Origin of the sequence: Paracidobacterium acidisoli (assembly GCF_003428625.2) — a bacterium.
In the GTDB taxonomy this organism is placed as follows: Bacteria; Acidobacteriota; Terriglobia; order Terriglobales; family Acidobacteriaceae; genus Paracidobacterium; species Paracidobacterium acidisoli.
On sequence record NZ_QVQT02000002.1, the window covers coordinates 156,746 to 173,852 of the forward strand.

The 17,107-nt window shown below is 60.9% G+C and carries 14 protein-coding genes; 6 read left to right on the plus strand and 8 right to left on the minus strand.

What is annotated here, in order from left to right:
• Positions 1-19: 19 nt before the first annotated feature.
• The 4 genes from D0Y96_RS04315 to D0Y96_RS20675 form a co-directional block, all read right to left on the minus strand.
• A complete protein-coding gene (locus D0Y96_RS04315; RefSeq protein WP_117298142.1) occupies positions 20-1,366 on the minus strand; it encodes an O-antigen ligase family protein in 1,347 nt (448 codons plus the stop codon).
• A gap of 53 nt (positions 1,367-1,419) precedes the next feature.
• On the minus strand, positions 1,420-2,733 hold the full coding sequence (locus D0Y96_RS04320) for a WecB/TagA/CpsF family glycosyltransferase (protein ID WP_158562197.1): 1,314 nt from the start codon (positions 2,731-2,733) through the stop codon (positions 1,420-1,422).
• 61 nt (positions 2,734-2,794) lie between these two features.
• Positions 2,795-3,367 (minus strand): UpxY family transcription antiterminator, encoded by a 573-nt coding sequence (locus tag D0Y96_RS04325; RefSeq protein ID WP_117298144.1) that lies wholly within the window; start codon positions 3,365-3,367, stop codon positions 2,795-2,797.
• Between the two features lie 117 nt (positions 3,368-3,484).
• Positions 3,485-3,706, minus strand: coding sequence for a helix-turn-helix domain-containing protein (locus D0Y96_RS20675; RefSeq protein ID WP_117298145.1), 222 nt, complete (start codon positions 3,704-3,706; stop codon positions 3,485-3,487).
• A 739-nt stretch (positions 3,707-4,445) separates the two neighbouring features.
• Between D0Y96_RS20675 and D0Y96_RS04335 the strand changes: the two genes are divergently transcribed.
• From D0Y96_RS04335 to D0Y96_RS04350, 4 genes are all read left to right on the plus strand, one after another.
• A complete protein-coding gene (locus D0Y96_RS04335) occupies positions 4,446-5,849 on the plus strand; it encodes a sigma-54 interaction domain-containing protein (RefSeq protein WP_158562199.1) in 1,404 nt (467 codons plus the stop codon).
• A gap of 62 nt (positions 5,850-5,911) precedes the next feature.
• Complete coding sequence (locus D0Y96_RS04340; protein ID WP_117298148.1) at positions 5,912-6,475, plus strand: serine O-acetyltransferase; 564 nt, start codon at positions 5,912-5,914, stop codon at positions 6,473-6,475.
• A 32-nt stretch (positions 6,476-6,507) separates the two neighbouring features.
• Positions 6,508-7,539, plus strand: coding sequence for a glycosyltransferase family 2 protein (locus D0Y96_RS04345; protein ID WP_117298675.1), 1,032 nt, complete (start codon positions 6,508-6,510; stop codon positions 7,537-7,539).
• 82 nt (positions 7,540-7,621) lie between these two features.
• Entirely contained in the window at positions 7,622-9,124 is a 1,503-nt protein-coding gene (locus tag D0Y96_RS04350; protein ID WP_215601607.1) for an alpha/beta hydrolase family protein, read from the plus strand.
• Here D0Y96_RS04350 and D0Y96_RS04355 read toward each other — a convergent pair.
• Complete coding sequence (locus D0Y96_RS04355) at positions 9,121-10,446, minus strand: ATP-grasp domain-containing protein (RefSeq protein ID WP_117298150.1); 1,326 nt, start codon at positions 10,444-10,446, stop codon at positions 9,121-9,123. The two genes, D0Y96_RS04350 and D0Y96_RS04355, sit on opposite strands and share 4 nt — an antisense overlap.
• A gap of 391 nt (positions 10,447-10,837) precedes the next feature.
• Here D0Y96_RS04355 and D0Y96_RS04360 point away from each other — a divergent pair, with 391 nt between their 5' ends.
• Positions 10,838-12,034: an NAD(P)-binding domain-containing protein gene (locus D0Y96_RS04360; protein ID WP_117298676.1), complete on the plus strand. Its 1,197-nt coding sequence runs from the start codon at positions 10,838-10,840 to the stop codon at positions 12,032-12,034.
• A gap of 81 nt (positions 12,035-12,115) precedes the next feature.
• Here D0Y96_RS04360 and D0Y96_RS04365 read toward each other — a convergent pair whose 3' ends face one another.
• From D0Y96_RS04365 to D0Y96_RS04375, 3 genes are all read right to left on the minus strand, one after another.
• The gene (locus D0Y96_RS04365) at positions 12,116-12,595 is read right to left on the minus strand and encodes a peptidoglycan-binding domain-containing protein (protein ID WP_117298151.1); all 480 of its coding nucleotides are present in this window, start codon (positions 12,593-12,595) and stop codon (positions 12,116-12,118) included.
• Between the two features lie 266 nt (positions 12,596-12,861).
• Positions 12,862-14,520 carry a trypsin-like peptidase domain-containing protein gene (locus tag D0Y96_RS04370; protein ID WP_117298152.1) on the minus strand — a complete coding sequence of 553 codons (1,659 nt, stop codon included), beginning with the start codon at positions 14,518-14,520 and terminating at the stop codon, positions 12,862-12,864.
• Positions 14,521-14,695: 175 nt separating this feature from the next.
• Entirely contained in the window at positions 14,696-15,652 is a 957-nt protein-coding gene (locus tag D0Y96_RS04375) for a DMT family transporter (RefSeq protein ID WP_252263485.1), read from the minus strand.
• Between the two features lie 126 nt (positions 15,653-15,778).
• Between D0Y96_RS04375 and D0Y96_RS04380 the strand changes: the two genes are divergently transcribed.
• Entirely contained in the window at positions 15,779-17,095 is a 1,317-nt protein-coding gene (locus D0Y96_RS04380) for a TCR/Tet family MFS transporter (RefSeq protein WP_117298154.1), read from the plus strand.
• Positions 17,096-17,107 lie beyond the last annotated feature (12 nt).

The following is a 17,107-nucleotide window of genomic DNA, read 5'->3' on the forward strand; positions in this document are numbered from 1 at the left end:
ACGTTGCAGTCCTGTCCGTTCAGGCAAAAACCTTCTGGAAGGCGAACCGTCCAGGCGCGAGTTGTGGAGCTGTAGCGGTGGCTGTCTGCGTCTCACGCAGCGACTGGCTCCAGCCGACCGCAAGGAAAAACAACATATAGGTCTGGCCGCCCATGTAGACCGTGGTCAGGGTGAGCAATTCACCGCCCAGCAGTCCTCCGAGGCAGGTATAGAAGCAGAGATCGACCGGATTGGTGCCTCTCTGCGTGGCGCGCAGGATAGAGAACGCCGCCTCGCCGCACAGCAGCACGTACAGCCAGAATCCAAGCTGGCCCTGGGTGATCTGTACGAGGAGAAACTCATTATCGACCGAGTTCTGTCCCGGGACCTTGGGGAAGTTGACGGCGCCCCATCCGAAGAATCCGCCCTGCTCGACGATCGGTTTGTAGTTTTCAAGCAGCTGACGGCGGTAAATGGCACTTTCCTGCTCGAGGTTGTCGGCGTCGTAAATGGAGCCGGCAGTGTACCTCTGCGCATAGAAGTAGCCTGCGGTGCCGCCGATGGCCAGGAGCAGTCCCACGATGGTGACCGCGCGGCGCACATTTTTGGAGGCGCCGACCTGGGCGATGACGAGACCGAGGATTCCACCCAGCCAGGGTCCGCGCGACTCCGACATAAAGACGCCGAGCGCGAGGGCCAGAAAGATGATGACGGAGCGGCGAACGCGGAAGTACCGTTTCTCCGGCCTGTCCTTATCGACAAAGACCAGCCAGCGTCCGAACATCAGCGCGCCCAGGAAGACGATGCCGCAGAGCTCAGCGGACTGATAGGAGGCGGCGACACGAACCCATCCGCCGCGAACCTGCATCAGCCACGGCTGCTGGCCGGGAAAGAAGCTGGCAAAGGCGGTGGTGAAGATGTTCGTTCCCATGCGGAACTCCCAGAGGGAGAGCACGGCGGCGATAAACATAAGGCCAACGAAGCGGCGCGCAAAGCGCTCACGCATTCCCGGCTGTTCCAGCAGCAGCTTCCCGATCATGTAGGGAAAGAGCGCGGAGGCCACCATGTCGAACATGAAGAAGATGGCATCGTTCATGCCGGTGGCGACGAGATTGGAGTAAAACGCGCCGGCCATGAAGACCATCACCCAGAGATCGGTCCGGGTCAGCTTCCATTCGCGCATGTGGCCGAAGAGAAGAGCGATACCGATGGGGTAGATGGCGAGGCTGCTGAAGTTGAGAGGCGGCAGGTGCGAGAGGCGCAGGGAATAAATGCCGGGGATCAGCAGCAGCGCAGGCAGATAGACCCGCAGCACCGCTTCGCTTACGCCGCGGCGCTTTATCTGGTATATCGATGCTATTAACGCTGCAAATACGATCGCTGGCATGGCTTAACCTGAGCTAAATACGCTGATAGTGTCTCTTAATCCCGGCTGCGTTGTTATCCCACAGAAGTGTTGAAGGTATACCCACCAACGGTGCCTGTCGGTCCGGTAAATCCGTCATGGGAGGGGTGGCTGGCGGCGGCTACGCGCTGGCAGATCCCCTGCAGCAGCTCAACGCGAACCTGCACACCGCTCTGAGCCACGCACTCGTGTCCGGGAAGAGCTGCGGCATGGGCCAGCATCCGCTGCTCGGCCCGGGCGGTGCGGTAGAGAGCGTCGCGCACGCTGGAGGTCGTCATAAAGTATGTGTTGAGGCGCGCTGCCTGCAGCAGACGGAGCAGGTGCGGACGCATTTCGGCGAGCCAGAGCTGCTGCTGGCCGGGCAGCAGGGTGGAGCGGAGATGGATCAGCTCGCCCAGCGCATCGGCGCTCAGATAGGTGGTCTGGGAGAGGTTCAGGACCAGGTTCATGCCGCTGAAGACGGCATCGCGGGCGATGGTGCTGAACTCGGTCAGGGTGCCTCCTGCAAAGTCGCCATAGATCGAAACGACCATGGTGTTCTCGGTGCGGTCGGCGAAGATGCCGGAGCGGGTGACCTGCCGCGGCTGCATGGCATGAGTAACGAGCTGCTGCGGCATATGCGCCGCGAGTCCGAGCGCATCGCCGATGTAGCGCTGCGCGAGCCGCTTCGGCTCCTGAAGCATGCGATAGAGCCATTCGAGGCCGCCGCGCTGCATCCACTTCGGAGCGCGGGCCACCGACCCGGCGATGAAGTCCAGCGAGCCGCCGACGCCGATGCAGACAGGGACCTTGAGCCGGTCGCGATGCATCGAGAGCCACTTTTCCTGCTTGGGGTTGCCGAAAGCGACGAGCAGGATGTCGGGATTGGCGGTTTCGATCTTCTGCAGAATCTCGTCATGATTCATCTGCTGCAGCGGGCGGACCGGCGGGGAATAACGCCCGCAGATCTGAAGGCCGGGATACTTCTGCTTCAGCTTCTCGGAGGCGCGCTGCGAGACGGACTCGCTGGCGCCGAGGAGGAAGATGCGGTAGTTGCGCCGCACGGCCAGCTCGGCCAGGCGCGGGACCAGATCGACACCGCAGACGCGCTGGCGCAGGCGGCTGCCGAGCAGCTTCGAGGCCCAGAGGATGGGCATGCCGTCGGGAACGACGAGGGAGCAGGAGCAGAGAATCTCCTGCAGCTCGCGATCGCGGATGGCGTGCATGAGAAAATCAACGTTTGCGGTCGCAACCTGATGGAACCCGCCTTCCTCGATCTTTCTGTCGATGAAGGAGACGGCGTCGTCCATTGTGACGTTGTGAAACGGGACCCCAAGGACAGCCACTGTATTAAAAGTCGTATTCTGCATTTCTCTGATTCCGTTCTCTGGGGGAGCGGTATACACAGCTACAGGCATAAGCGTCACAGCCCTAGACAACGGGCAGCTGTTCGGCAGGGATGTCGAGCGGGTCGATGTCTTCAAGGGGTACTTCGACCGAGATCGACTGGTGCACCGAAACGACATTCACGAAGATCCTCACCCGGTTTCCGAGGCGCATAACCTGACCGCTGAGACCGGCCAGAGGACCGCGCCGCACAGAGATCTTCGATCCCACCTCGAGGTGCTCATGGCGCTCGCACTGCACTCCGCTTTCAAGGGCGAGGCGCAGGGCTTCGATCTCCAGCTCCGAAACGGGCTCGGGCCGGCCATGATGGCCGAGGACGCGAACCACACCGGCCGTTTCCAGAACGCGCACGCGGTTCCGGAGGGAGGGGTCGAAACGGGCGAAGATATAGCCGCCGAACGCCGGTACATCCAGGACCTTTTTGCGATCCTTCCACTGATGGGTTTCCTTCAGACGGGGAAGATAGCTCTCAAATCCTTTGGCTTCGAGCTCCGTCGCGATCCGCTCTTCAAAGCGGTAGCGCGTCTGGAGTGCGAACCATGCGGAAGCAGCTGAGGTGGTGGATTCCATGATGATGATCTCTCTCGTTTCCTTCAATTGACATCCGGGCTCAGCCCAGGTCAGTTACAGGAACTGATCGCAGCAGACTGAAATTTGTCGGAAGTAACACAACGGGGAGGTAGCAGTTAAAAAGGTGTATCTGGCGATCCGAATCTATTTGTTCGGGTACGCGGGTTGGTTATCGATGACCAGGCCTTCCTCGGTCACCAGCATCTTGTGGAAGAGCCATTCGGGATCGCTGTGAAGTATCTCTGCGATCTGAGTCCGAAGGTCATGACTGGGTTCGCGGAATCCGTTAACGATTTTGCTGAGGTGGGCTTCGTCGATGCCCAGCATCTTCGCCAGGCGATTCTGTCGAATCCCGCTGGTGAACATCCTCAGCTTCAGGTTTGGGTATATGTCTCGGTTAATTGGCACTTTTTGTTACCCAACGTTATGTATTTCCAGGCGCCGGCCATCTGGTACGGAACCTTGATGCCTGGACATAGTGCAATCGGTGTGCCAAACCGGGAAAAGAGCAATTGGCAACATTTTGTTGAACTTCTCGCTGTGGATCGAGCCGGAGATGTTCCCAAATTTATCCATGATTCCCAAACGGCAAGAAATGTTCCTGGGGAGTGCGTCGTTCGGACGCTGAAAAAGACGGATGGAAAACAGATAAGTGGGCGAGGCAGCAATCATGCGGCTCTGCGCTGCTTTTTCTGCACTTCGCGCCACGAGAAGGGAGTCCGCTTCTCCATAGAAGGGCGCTCTTGTTTTCTGCAAAAAACAAAAGCAGAGATGGCGGCGGAGTCAGGCTTTGAAAGAGAAAGGGGAAGGGACGCGGATGGGGTTACACTTACTCTGGTTACGCGGATGGAGCGTGGAGAAAAACGATGGTAATCGACACGAAAGCGTTATTGCCCTCCTTCCAACGGACCGGTACTAATGAAGTAGTTCCCGCGCAGAGAGAACAGGCTTCAGAGATTTGCTGAAGCGGTCTGGGTGGGAATGGCAACCGGCACGGGAGCGGACTCCGCTCTGTATATATATAAAGACCGGTGCCGGATCAGAGTGTCCTGCTTCTTTTTCTCCATTCTTTATGCGGAGTTCTTCGGGTCCTTACTACCTCAATATGTCTGGCGAAATTGTTCTCGTTGGTGAAAATTCGGATCTCTACCGCCGCCTTGGCGACCAGGAATTCAGCGTTCTCCCGATACGGGAGATCGCCGATGCCATCTCCTACCTGCGCGACCCGGCGGCGTCCGCGGCCGTGGCTCTCTTTCCGGTCAGCATGCGGAGACAGCACGACGTAAGCGCACTCACGGAAATCTCCACGCTGCATCCTTATCTGCAGATTATTGTGATGGCGGATGCCATCCACGGCGATCTGCCGGAGCTTCCGGTCAGAAACGCCAACCTTCGCACGGTGGACAAAGGGTCGACGCTGAGCGAGCTGTGCGACACCGTGCGGCACGCAGTGCATGCTGCCGAAGCGCTTGCCGAAAAGGCTGCGAAGCATCAGCCGATGCCGGCTCCGGAGATGGCGGATGACAGCCTGCCGCTGTTTTCGACCGCGTTTCTTACCCGCGTCGGCCTGGCCGATGTGCCCGTGCTGCTGCACGGCGAGACGGGAGTGGGCAAGGAAGTGATGGCCCGCCGTCTGTGCGCGTATTCGCCGCGGGCGAACAAGCCGTTTCTGAAGCTGAACTGCGCGGCGCTGCCTTCGGAGCTGGTGGAGAGCGAGCTCTTCGGCTATGAGAAGGGCGCATTTACCGGCGCGGTGACCGATAAGCCGGGAAGGTTTGAGATTGCTCAGGGCGGCACGATTCTGCTGGATGAGATCGGCGATATGGACGTTCGCCTGCAGGCCAAACTGCTTACGGTTCTGCAGGACGGTGAGATTCAGCCGCTCGGCAGCAGCCGCACGATCAAGGTCAATGTCCGGGTGCTGGCGGCGACGCACCGCGACCTGCGCCGCGCGATCGAGCAGGGAACTTTCCGCGAAGACCTTTATTACCGGCTCAACGTAATCAATATCGTGATTCCGCCGCTGCGCGAGCGCCGGGACGAGATCCTGCCGCTGGCGGAGAATCTGCTGCGGCGGCATCTGCGGCCTGGAACGGCAGCGCCGATGATGACCGAGGATCTGAAGAGCATTCTGCTTGAGTATCACTGGCCGGGAAATATCCGCGAGCTGGAAAACGTGATGCGGCGCTATCTGGTGTATCAGAGCGCGACGATGCTGGTGGACGAGCTGGCGCGAAACATGGAGCAGAGCCGTCCGCGTCCGGTGCTGAGCCTGACGGAAAATTATCGCTTCGCCGGGAACGGCAATGTCTCGTCGATGGACAAGCTGGCGGAGGAGTCACGGCAGGCTGAGGCGAAGCTGCTGCTGGATACGCTGGAGTCGACGCGCTGGAACCGGCGGCAGGCGGCCGCACGCCTCAACCTGGAGTACAAGGCGTTTCTCTACAAGCTGCAGAAGTTCGGTATTGCCGAGAAGAAAGACAAGCCGGAGGCGGAGTGTGGCACCTGATCGTTCAATCCGCGCGGCATACGGCTCGTTTATAACGCGACAAACGGCGCCGGGAGCCGGCTGTGTTCGATAATCTGCGCGAGGACTGGCGTACCTATGAGCGCGATCCTGCGCGCCAGGGTCTGTGGGTGATGGTGGTCTACCGCTTCGGACGCTGGCGTTACGGCATTCGCCCCCGCCTGCTGCGGGTGCCATTCTCTTTTTTGTACAAGCTGCTCAAGCCGGTTTCGGAGATTCTGACCGGGATCGAGCTGCCGTGCGAGGTGACGCTGGGACGGCGATTCCGGATCGACCACTTTGGCGGCATCATTATCAGCGGCGATGTGGTCTTCGGAGATGACTGCGTGATTCGCAACGGGGTCACGGTGGGGCTTCGTCATACCGGACATCGCGGATCGCCGGTGATCGGCAACCGCGTGGATATCGGCGCGGGCGCGAAGATTCTGGGCCCGATCCATATCGGAGACGATGTGGCGATCGGCGCAAATGCAGTGGTGATTACGGACGTGCCGTCGAACTCGATTGCGGTCGGGATTCCGGCACGCATCCTGCCGCGCAAAGACCGGAACCAGGCTGCTCCCGTGGAGATTGCTGCCGCGACGACGCAGATGGAGGCGGTGATCTGATGCAGACACCGATTCCAGCCGCAGAGGCTGCCATGAGGCAACCCGACGCGCTTCCGGCGGCTCCCGCGCTCTCCGTTGTGGTCATCGGACGCAATGAGGGGCAGCGGCTGGCGCGCTGTCTCGATTCGATTCGCGCGCTGCGCGGAGTCGAAGGCGAGATTGAGGTGATTTACGCGGATTCAGGATCGACCGACGGCAGCGTGCAGCTTGCGGCTGCGGCCGGCGCGAGGGTCGCGGAGCTGCATCCTGAGCGCCCCACGGCGGCACTGGGCCGCAATGCCGGATGGACGATGGCGCGGTCGGCGTACATTCTGTTTCTCGACGGCGACACGATTCTTCACCCGGATTTTGTGCGCCATGCGATGGAGGCGATCTCCGCCGATCCGAAGATTGCCGCGGTGTGGGGACATCGCCGCGAGATTCATCCGGAAAAGTCTGTCTACAACCGCATTCTCGATCTTGACTGGGTCTTTGCGCCCGGAGTGACCGACTATTGCGGCGGTGATGTGCTGATGCGGCGCGAAGCGCTGGAGGCGGTCGGAGGCTACGACGCCACGCTGATTGCCGGCGAGGAGCCTGAACTGTGCCGCCGCATGCGCACGAAGGGTTATAGTATTCTGCATACAGACACCCCCATGACAGGGCATGACCTGGCGATGACACGCTTCAGCCAGTACTGGAAGCGCGCACTTCGCGCCGGTCATGCATATGCTGAAGTCTCCAGACGGTTTCGTAACACTCCGGACCCGCTCTGGCAGCCACAACGAAGAAAGAACTTCCTTCGCGGGGGGTTCTGGGCCATCTCTCTGCTGAGTGCGATTGCCGCGAGTATTCTGTGGCGGTCGTTTTTGCCTGTCGCAGTCTGGACGGGTCTGTTATTGATTCTGTCGATGCGCTCTGCATGGCATGCACGCTGGAAATCGGCCTCCCCACTCACCCTCCTCCTCTACGGTATCCACTCTCATCTGCAGCAGATCCCCATCGGCATCGGGCAATTGCAGTTCGATCTCAATGCAAGGCAAGGCAGAAGACAGAAGCTGATCGAGTACAAGGAAAACGCCTGAAAACTTCCGACTCTTTCGGCAATTGCTCCTGCTGACCGGGTGAGCTATGCGGCCTCTTGAATTTTTAATGTGTTGCCTCGTCGTGCCTGTTTCGTTTGCGCTGCTGGCAGGCATGCGGCTGGGGGTGCGCGAGACGCACCTGTTCTTTCTTCTGCTGCTGGTGGTGACGGCAGTTCATGCCATTTATGAGGGCGTTCACTGGCAGCTCGGACCGCTGTATCTGGCGGTGGCGTTGCTGCTGTTTGTGAGCCTCGCGGTGCGTGCCGAAGATGTGGCACCGGTGGTCGCGCTGCGGGGAACCGGGCTTGTGGCTCTGCTGCTGACGGCGGCTTCGTGCGTGCTCTGCTACGTGCTGCCCATGTTTCATCTGCCCACGCCAACCGGACCCTACGCCACAGGAACGAGCCTTCTCTGCTTCACGGATACAGGCCGCGACACCTCCGGCGATCCGCTTTCCGGAGAGCAGCAGGGAAAAGATGCCGGCGGACGTCCGCTGATGGTGCAGCTTTGGTATCCGGCGCGCCCTTCAAATCATCCGTTCGCTGTGTATCGCCGCTGGAAGGAGACGACGCCGGTCTCGTCGTACCAGTCGGTGCTGCGCACGCGGTCCCGCACCGATGCTCCGCTGTTTTCGCATGGCGGACCGTGGCCGCTGCTGATCTTCAATCCGGCATGGATGGGACAGCGCACGCAAAGCACCTTCCTGATGCAGGAGTTGGCGAGCCACGGCTTTATTGTGGTCTCGATCGATCACACCTGGTATTCAGGCAGGGTGGCTTTTCCAGACGGACAGGTGACGGATGCGAGCGGGGCGCCGGATATCGGGAATTTCGATCATTCGACGATTGAGGAACAACTGGCGCTGGGCAGCCGCTATACGCGGATCGAGGCCGAGGACGATATTTTTGTTCTCGACCAGATGCTGGCCCTGAACAACGATCCGCGAAGCCAGTGGTATCGCAGCATGGATGCGAACCGGGTGGGAGCGCTGGGGCACTCGCTGGGCGGCGCAGCGGCAGAAGAGGCATGTTATCTCGATGGGCGCATTCGCGCGGCGCTCAATATGGACGGATGGAGCTTCGGCGATGTGCTGGCACGTGGGCTGAACAAGCCGCTGATGCTGATGTACGAGAAGGGAACCATGATGGCTCCTCCGGACAGTGAGCTTGCATCGCTTCCTGAGCCGGCGCAGAGATACTGGCAGATGGACCGTGAGAACCGTGCGGCGGTGGAGGCCGGGTTACGGCGCTTTGGAGGCTTCCGGCTGGCGATTGACGGAACGAGCCACTGGAACTTCAGCGATCGCGCACTGTATTCACCGCTGCGGTCGCGGACCGGAGCGGGCACGATCGCTCCGGCGCGTGCTCATGCGATTATCGGCCAGTATGCGCTCGCCTTCTTCTCGCGTTATCTGCGCGGAACGCAGGAGCCGCTGCTCTCGCGCCGGTCAGGCACCTTTCCTGAAGCCGACTTCGAGATCTTTCGTGTGGCGGAGGTATCGGGAGCGAGCGCAGCAGCAGGAGTCACGGGCGTGCGAGCTGTTCCAAGGGAGCCGGCGATGAGAGTCGGCGCAGGCCAGCGTTAGGACGGATCAGAGGACGACGGCCCGCGCGAACCCTTTGACGAGAGCGAAGCAGAGAGAGCATCCGGAGATTTTTCGGCGGCTGAGTCCTGTGCGCTGAAGTCGGCGGCTTCGGGTGCCTGCATGCGGCGGAAGTGGTGATAGAGGCGGGAGAGCCACTGGCGGCGGGGCCAGATGTCGAGGAGCAGCTCCCGCACCAGGTCCGGCTGCTCCCAGGGAACGTCGTGATAGCCGCTGCGGATGAAGGTGCTGCGCGGGTTCCATGAGATGGCCTGCGGAAAGAAGGCGACGATTCCGCCGGTGACGGGGATTTCGCCGCTGATGCAGGGTCTTCCGGTAAGCCGGGTGCAGAGGAGACCGGCCAGGTCACCCTGTTTTGGCAGCGGCAGATGGCCGAGCTGCGTGCAGCGTGGATTCATCTCGATCAGCCAGGCGTGGCCGGTAGCGGAATCGAGCATGAAATCGAGGCCATAAAATCCGGTGAGCTCGAGGCGGGAGGCGAGCAGCCGCGCGGCCTCGGCCATCTCCGGATTATCGAGAATGCGGACGATGAAAGCGGCTCCGGTAGCGCCCTGTGAGCTGAGGACTTCGACGCTGACGAGCCCGAGTAATTCACCGCGCCAGCAGGCCAGCATGGCATTGGCCGGGCGTCCGGAGATGAACTGCTGGATGGTGATGACCGGGGCCGTACGGGTGCGCCATCCCCAGATGGCGACGGGATCGCGGTCGATGAGCAGACGCTTGATGGCGGTGCCGAGGCCGGGTGGACGGGAAAAGCGGTGGAAGGCGGTGACCGCTTCCTCTTCGGAGTGAGCGATCTCGACACCAAGACCACCCCAGGTGCCGTCGAGCTTGATGACGGCAGAAGAGGCGGAGCCGGTGAACCAGGAGTGAATGTCGGCTTCGGAGCGGATGCATCGCGTCTCGGGAATGCGGATGCCGAGAGACTGAGCGGTCTTCAGCAGCAGCTCGCGCTGGCTGACGATGCTGTATGCGGCAGGCGATCCCAGAGAGGATTCGATCAGCGGCCGCAGGTCGGGATGCTGTGTATGGAGCGCATGAAGCTGCGCAACGACGCGATCGTCGCAGGGAACGATGATATCGGGCCGGGCGGCGCGGATTGCCGCTTCAAGAGAGGCCATGGAGCGGAGACCGCGATAACGGTAGATTGCAGTGAGGCCGTGCACGTGGCGCAGCATGTGGCCGCGCGGGCAGAGCGCCGACACACGGCAGCCACAGGCGATCATCCGCATCGCCATGCGCGCGGAGAGAGGCCACCATACGGTGGCTGCCAGGAGAACGGCGGGTTGCTGTGGGTCGTTCAAAAAAGCTCGTGCTTACTTCTGCCGGAATGATGGCTCAGAGTCTCAGAATGCCGCAGGTCGTTCGCCGGCAACGCTGCGCGATGCCAGCTGCAGGTGTTGTCACAGGTGCTGAGATAGACGGGGAAGGTATCGCCTGTAGCAATCTGCCGATACCATGATACCGACAGTATCTCTGATCCGGGGTGGCAAGAATAGCACGTTCGTGGCATGAGCAGCCAAACGAAAAAAGGCTACTATAGTCACGCATGCTGATGCCTGAGCATGCTGCGCAGAGCTTGACAGACTGCAGCGTATTTCTCTCCCCTATGGCAAATCTGTATATCCGTTCACCGGATGTGAATCCGGCTGTTACAGAAAAAGTGTCAGAATTCGATCGGACAGGAGCGTGACCGTGAATTCACCGGTTATCGATGTCGTTATTGTGGGTGCCGGGCCTTACGGGCTTTCCATTGCTGCCCATCTCAATAAGAAAAAAGTTAGCTATCGCATCTTCGGCCGCCCGATGCAGAGCTGGCAGACGATGATGCCAAAGGGCATGCTGCTGAAGTCCGACGGCTTTGCCTCAAGCCTTTACGATCCGGACGGGGCCTTCACGCTGCGTCATTACTGCGATGAGACACGCCAGCCGTATGCGGATGTGGGTATTCCTGTTCCGGTGGATACCTTCACCTCTTATGGGCTGGAGTTTCAGAAGCGGATGGTTCCTCACCTGGAGCCGGTCAACGTCGCTTCGGTTCGGCGCGTGCCGCAGGGATTTGAAGTGAAAACGGAGACGGGCGAGAAGGTACTGGCGCGCCGGGTCGTCGTGGCCGCCGGCATTACACACTTCGCATGGCTGCCTCCGGAGCTGGCGTCGCTTCCGCGCGAGTTTGTGACGCACAGCTCGGCATACGGAGATCTGTCGCCGTTCAAAGGCCGCAGAGTTGCGGTGCTGGGAGCCGGCGCTTCGGCGGTGGATATCGCCGCGATTCTGCAGGACGAGGGCGCAGAGGCGGAGATCGTGGCACGGCGGAAGGCGATCACGTTTCATGATCCGCCGAACGAGCCCCGCCCGCTGATGGAGCGCCTCACGAAGCCGCGCTCAGGACTGGGACTGGGCTGGCGCTCCCGGCTTTGCACCGATGCTCCTCTGGTCTTTCACGCCATGCCGCAGGATTTCCGCTTCCGCGTGGTGCGGCGGCATCTGGGGCCCGCGCCTGGATGGTTTGTAAAGGAAAAGGTGGTAGGGCGCGTCCCGCTGCACATGAGCACTGAGCTGATGCAGGCCGAGGTGAAAGGAAACCAGGTTCACCTGAAGATCGGCAGCAACGGCGATGCAAAGGAGCTGGTGGTCGATCATGTGATTGCCGGAACCGGCTATCGCGTCTCTCTGCAGAGGCTGAAATTCCTGGATGACACGCTGCGGCATGAGATTCATGCGATTGAGGACACGCCGGTGCTGAACCGCTCCTTCGAGTCTTCGGTTCCGGGGCTGTATTTCGTGGGCGTGGCCTCGGCGAACTCCTTCGGACCGCTGACACGTTTTGCGTACGGTGCGATGTACACGGCAAAGCGCATTTCCGGGCACCTGGCAGCGAGCAAAGGCTGATTCAGAGGAACAGACCGCAGAAAAACGATGGGCCACAGGGGATGATCCTCTGTGGTCTTTGTTTTTGGTTCTGAACCGTTGCTAGTTCTGAATCGAGTGCGCGTCCGCGAGAGTATTCGAGAAATTCGAAGAGGGAAGGGCCACTGCAGGAGAAGCAGGCGCGGGACCACTATTGTTATCCGCGGCGGTCTGCAGGCCACCCGTCTGGTGATCGGGACCGAGGCCCAGTCTGATGAGCGCGCGGGAGTCAGGGGTCAGCTTCGTCTGCCAGCCATGATCGGCCTGGTACTTCTGCATCGCCGATTCGGTCTCCGTGTCCCACTGACCGGAGGGAGTGCCGTTCATGTAGTTCTGGTGGATCAGCGCCTCCTGAATTTCACGGGCACGCTCAGGAGCGATTTCACGCTGGCCGCGAACGATATGCACAGCGGCATGGTGCTTTTTGTGCAGGCTGTGCGAGTGGCCTGCCGTGGCGGCGCGGTGGGAGCGGCTTGCAAATGCGGGGGTGACAGCAAGCGCTGCGCTCAACAGCACCATCTGACAGGTTCGAACAGAAACCATGCGGTAAACCTCAACGACTGATATGACGGACGAGAGGTACGGGCATGTTGAGATTCCAGCTTCCGGTCTCAGTACGTTTCCGCGAAAATCTCCGGGAACATCTGCCATCTCCTGATTTGCTGAAGACGCCGGTGTTCAAAACAGGGGACTTACGCGGCCGCCCGCACCACGCTAAAAGTGCAGACTAACGGCGAATCCTGAAAAATGCAACAAAAACCAGACCCGGCCCCTGTACCGGAGGAGCCGAGTCTGATTCCTGTGCTTCGTTACGGGAGGGTGCCCCCGATGTACGCGCTGCCGTTCCCTGGGTGCTGCGGATCGACGATCTCGAAGGCAATGTCCTGCCCGGAGTGAATGGCGGCGACGACAGTCTGGAAGTCATTCACATTCCGCACCGGATGCCGGTTCACGGAGGTGATGACTCCACCCTCGTACTGATCGAGTCCGATCTCATCGGCAAACGAGCCCGGCTTGACGGACTGAATGAGAACACCGTGCAGGGTCTGCGGAGCTCCCTGGGGCAGATTGCTCACGGTAACGCCGAGCCTGCTCTGCGCGGTGTCGGGCGTGCTGTTGTTGTCCGAGCCCTGGTCATCATCGGCGCCGGCGCCGGCCTGTACCTTCTCCCAGTCGCCGACGGTGACCTTTGCATGCTGTTCCTGGCCGTTGCGCAGGTAACCGATGTCAATCGTGCTGCCGGGGTGGCGCGAGGAGATGTTCGACACCAGCTCGTCGCCGTCCTTGATGGGCTGGCCGTCGATGGAGACGATGATGTCGCCCACCTTGAGGCCGGCATTGGCCGCGGGCTGGTTGGGACGGACCGAGCTGATGAGCACGCCGCCGGATTTGAATCCATAGATGCGGCTGACGGCGCTTGAAGTATTGGCCTGGAAGCTGATACCGATGCTGCCGCGGATGACCTTGTGCTCAGGTCCGATGAGCTGGTTATAAGTATTGATAACGGTGTTGGACGGCATGGCGAAGCCGATACCTTCGTATCCCGCGGACTGGGTATAGATGGCAGTATTGACGCCGATGACCTCGCCGGCCATGTTCAGCAGCGGGCCGCCGGAGTTGCCGGGGTTGATGGCGGCGTCGGTCTGAATGAAGTGCTGGAACTGGCTGGCGGCTCCGCCACCGGGCAGGGTGCGGTTCTTGGCCGAGACGATGCCCGCGGTGACGGTTTTGGAGAGTGCGAAGGGGCTGCCGATGGCAATGACCCAGTCGCCGACCTCGGAGCCGTCGGAGTTGCCGAGTTTTACGGTCGGCAGAGGACGGTCGGTGCTGATTTTAATCACGGCTATGTCGGTGAACTTGTCCACGCCGATCACTTTTGCCGGGCGGGGCTGGCTGCCGTCGGGATCGCTGGCGAGGCGAACCATAATTCTGTCGGCCTTTTCGACCACGTGATTATTGGTAATGATGTAGCCCTTGGGATCGACGATGAAGCCGGAGCCGAGGGATTCACGCACCTGGCCGCTCTGGTCGGGGACCTGATCGGGATTCATGCCGAAGAAGCGGTTGAAGAAGTCCTGCAGGCCACCCTGGCCCTGTCCTTGTCCCTGATCCTGGTCCTGATCGTCATCGCCACCGTCGCCGCCATCGGGCGGCTGCTGCTGAAAAGGCTGCATGGAGTGAGGGTTATGGCGATGCGGCTGCTGCAAGGACTGTTTGGGCAGCGTCTCTGTGCTGATGTTGACGACCGCCGGGCCGACTTCCTTTGCGATGCGGGTGAAATCGGTGGGCAACTGGCGCGGAGCGGGAATCTGCAGAGCCGTTGCATCCGTGCTGTCCACTTTGGATTCCTGGCCGCGTACGCCGTGCGCCACGACGGAGCCGATGAGGATTCCGGCCGAAAGGGTGGCGAGGATCGTAAAGGTGGAAGTGAGACGGCGATAGCGGAGCCATCCGGACAGAGATTTCATTTCAGGTCTAACCTCGAATCTTCTTTGCAAGCCTTAGAAAGTGTTGCTCCCCAGTATAAAGCGAGCGGGATATATGGGCGGGATGGACGAATCGGTCGTAACTCTCATCCTGGTTAATGCTATTAGACGCCGATGCGGGCGGAACAGTCACAAACAAGTGCAGCCGGTCCTTTGTTCAGCGGCTTTCTTTCAGTGGAACCCCTTCGTGAGCGGTTGGTTGTACGGCGGCGGGAAGGAATTCAGTGAGGGCAATACCGGCGAGGATGAGCAGAGCTCCCACGGAGGCGCGAAGGCTGAGGCGCTCGCCGAGCAGCAGAAATGAGGTGATCCAGGCAAAGACCGGCTCAAAGGCAAGGATGAGAGCCGTATGCGTGGCAGGCAGGTATTGCTGCGCCCAGCTCTGGACGGTAAAAGCTACGGCCGTGGCGAGTACGGCGGCGATCAGAAGGGCGGTGACAAGACGAGGCGTCCAGTGAACGAAGGGCCGCTCGAAGAGCGGCATACTGATCGCCATGAAGAGCGCGGCAAAGCCGGTCTGGAGAATGGCAAGCTGCTCAAAGGCAATCTTCGGCGCGAGATGGGCAAGAGCCAGCACGTGGAGTGAAAAGCCGAGCGAGCAGCCGAGGGTGAGGAGGTCTCCGATGCCGATGGCGGAGAAAGCAAAGCCGGAGCGGGCGGGTGTCGTGAGCAGAACGATGCCGGCAAAAGCGGCGAGGGCGCCACACCAGGCATTCCAGCGGGGAGGGTCTCCGCCGCCGGGACGAAGAAAGGGAGTCGCGGAGAGAAGCGGAACGAGGACGACGACCAACCCGGTAATAAAAGCGGATTTTGATGGCGTGGTAAGACGAAGTCCCGCGGTCTGAAACTGGTATCCGGTGGCGAGACAGAGACCGACCACAGCGCCGCTGAGGAACGACCGGCGGCTCATGCGCCGGAAGTGCCGGCGATAGAAGAGCGCGAGGCAGAGAAAGGCCAGCGTCATGCGCAGGAAATTGAAGAGCAGCGGAGAGATATCGTGCAGCGCGTCCTTAACGAGGACAAAGGTGGCTCCCCAGATAAAGACCACGGCAAAGAGCAGGACGTGGGCGCGCAGGGAGCGTGAGCCGGACATGGGGAAAGGGTAGCAAACCATGCCGGAGGCTCACGCGGCTGAGAACTCGGCGGAAATACCCCTGAAAACAGGCAGCCGGTCACGAAAACCGCAGGGGTCCGTTTTCTGCAGGCACGCAGTGGCGCGATCAGAGACAATCGAGGAAGTATGGCGAACAGAAGTGAAGAGAAGTCAGCCGCGGAGAAGTCGAAGAACGCGGCCGGAAGCGATTCTCTGCAAAACGGATCAGAGCAGAGCCAGGGACGCCGGCGGGCGGCGGTGGCATTCATCTTTGTCACCATTTCGCTGGATATGTTTGCGATGGGGATGATCGCGCCGGTGCTGCCGAGACTGGTGACCGACTTTATCGGCAGCAACGAGTCGCGGGCGGTGGAGATCTACGGCGTCTTTGTGACGGTATGGGCGCTGATGCAGTTCTTTTTTTCGCCGCTGCTGGGCTCGCTCTCAGATCGCTTTGGGCGCCGGTCGGTGATTCTGCTGTCGAATTTCGGACTGGGCGCGGATTACCTGGTGATGGCGCTGGCGCCGACGCTGGGATGGCTGTTCGTCGGACGCGTGATCTCCGGCATTACCTCGGCGAGCGTGCCGACGGCGATGGCGTATATCACCGATGTGACACCGCAGAAGTCGCGCGCGGAGGCCTTCGGCATGGTCAGCGCGGCCTTCGGCATGGGCTTTGTGCTGGGACCGGCGCTGGGCGGCATTCTGGGGAATGTGAATCCGCGACTGCCGTTCTGGGTGGCAGGTGCGATGAGCCTGGTGAATGCGATGTACGGCCTGCTCGTGCTGCCGGAGTCGCTGCCGCCGGAGAAGCGCGGCGTGTTTTCGTGGAAGCGGGCGAATCCAGTCGGCTCACTGGCCCTGATGCGTCGGCATCGCGAGCTGCTGGGACTGGCGGGCGTGCTCTTCCTGAGCTATCTAACGCAGCAGTCGCTGCAGAATGCCTGGGTGCTGTATCTCGATTACCGCTTCGACTGGACCAACCGCTCGGTCGGACTGTCGCTGGCGCTGGTGGGGGTGTGCTCGGCGATTGTGGGCGCCTTTGTGATGAAGCCGGTGGTGCGAAGGCTGGGCGAGCGAAGGACGCTGCTGACGGGACTGGGAATTGGCTGGATCGGCTTTGCCGTGTATGGACTGGCGCGAACGGGTGCGGGCTTTCTGGCGGGGATTCCGGTGATGAGTTTATGGGGGCTGGCGGGTCCGGCGGCCCAGGGGATGATGACGCGCCATGTCGAGGCGCACGAGCAGGGGCAGCTGCAGGGCGCGGTGCAGTGTATTCGCGGGCTGACGGCGCTGATCGGGCCGACGCTGTTTACGTCGGTCTTCGCTGAGGCGGTACGGCCGGGCAATACCTGGCACCTGCCGGGGGCTCCGTTTGTACTGGCGGCGGCCATTCTGCTGGCTTCGGCCCTGCTGGCGGTAGTGGTGACTAAAAGGCGGACTGAAGTCGAAGTGGCGGCGTAATCGGATTGCATC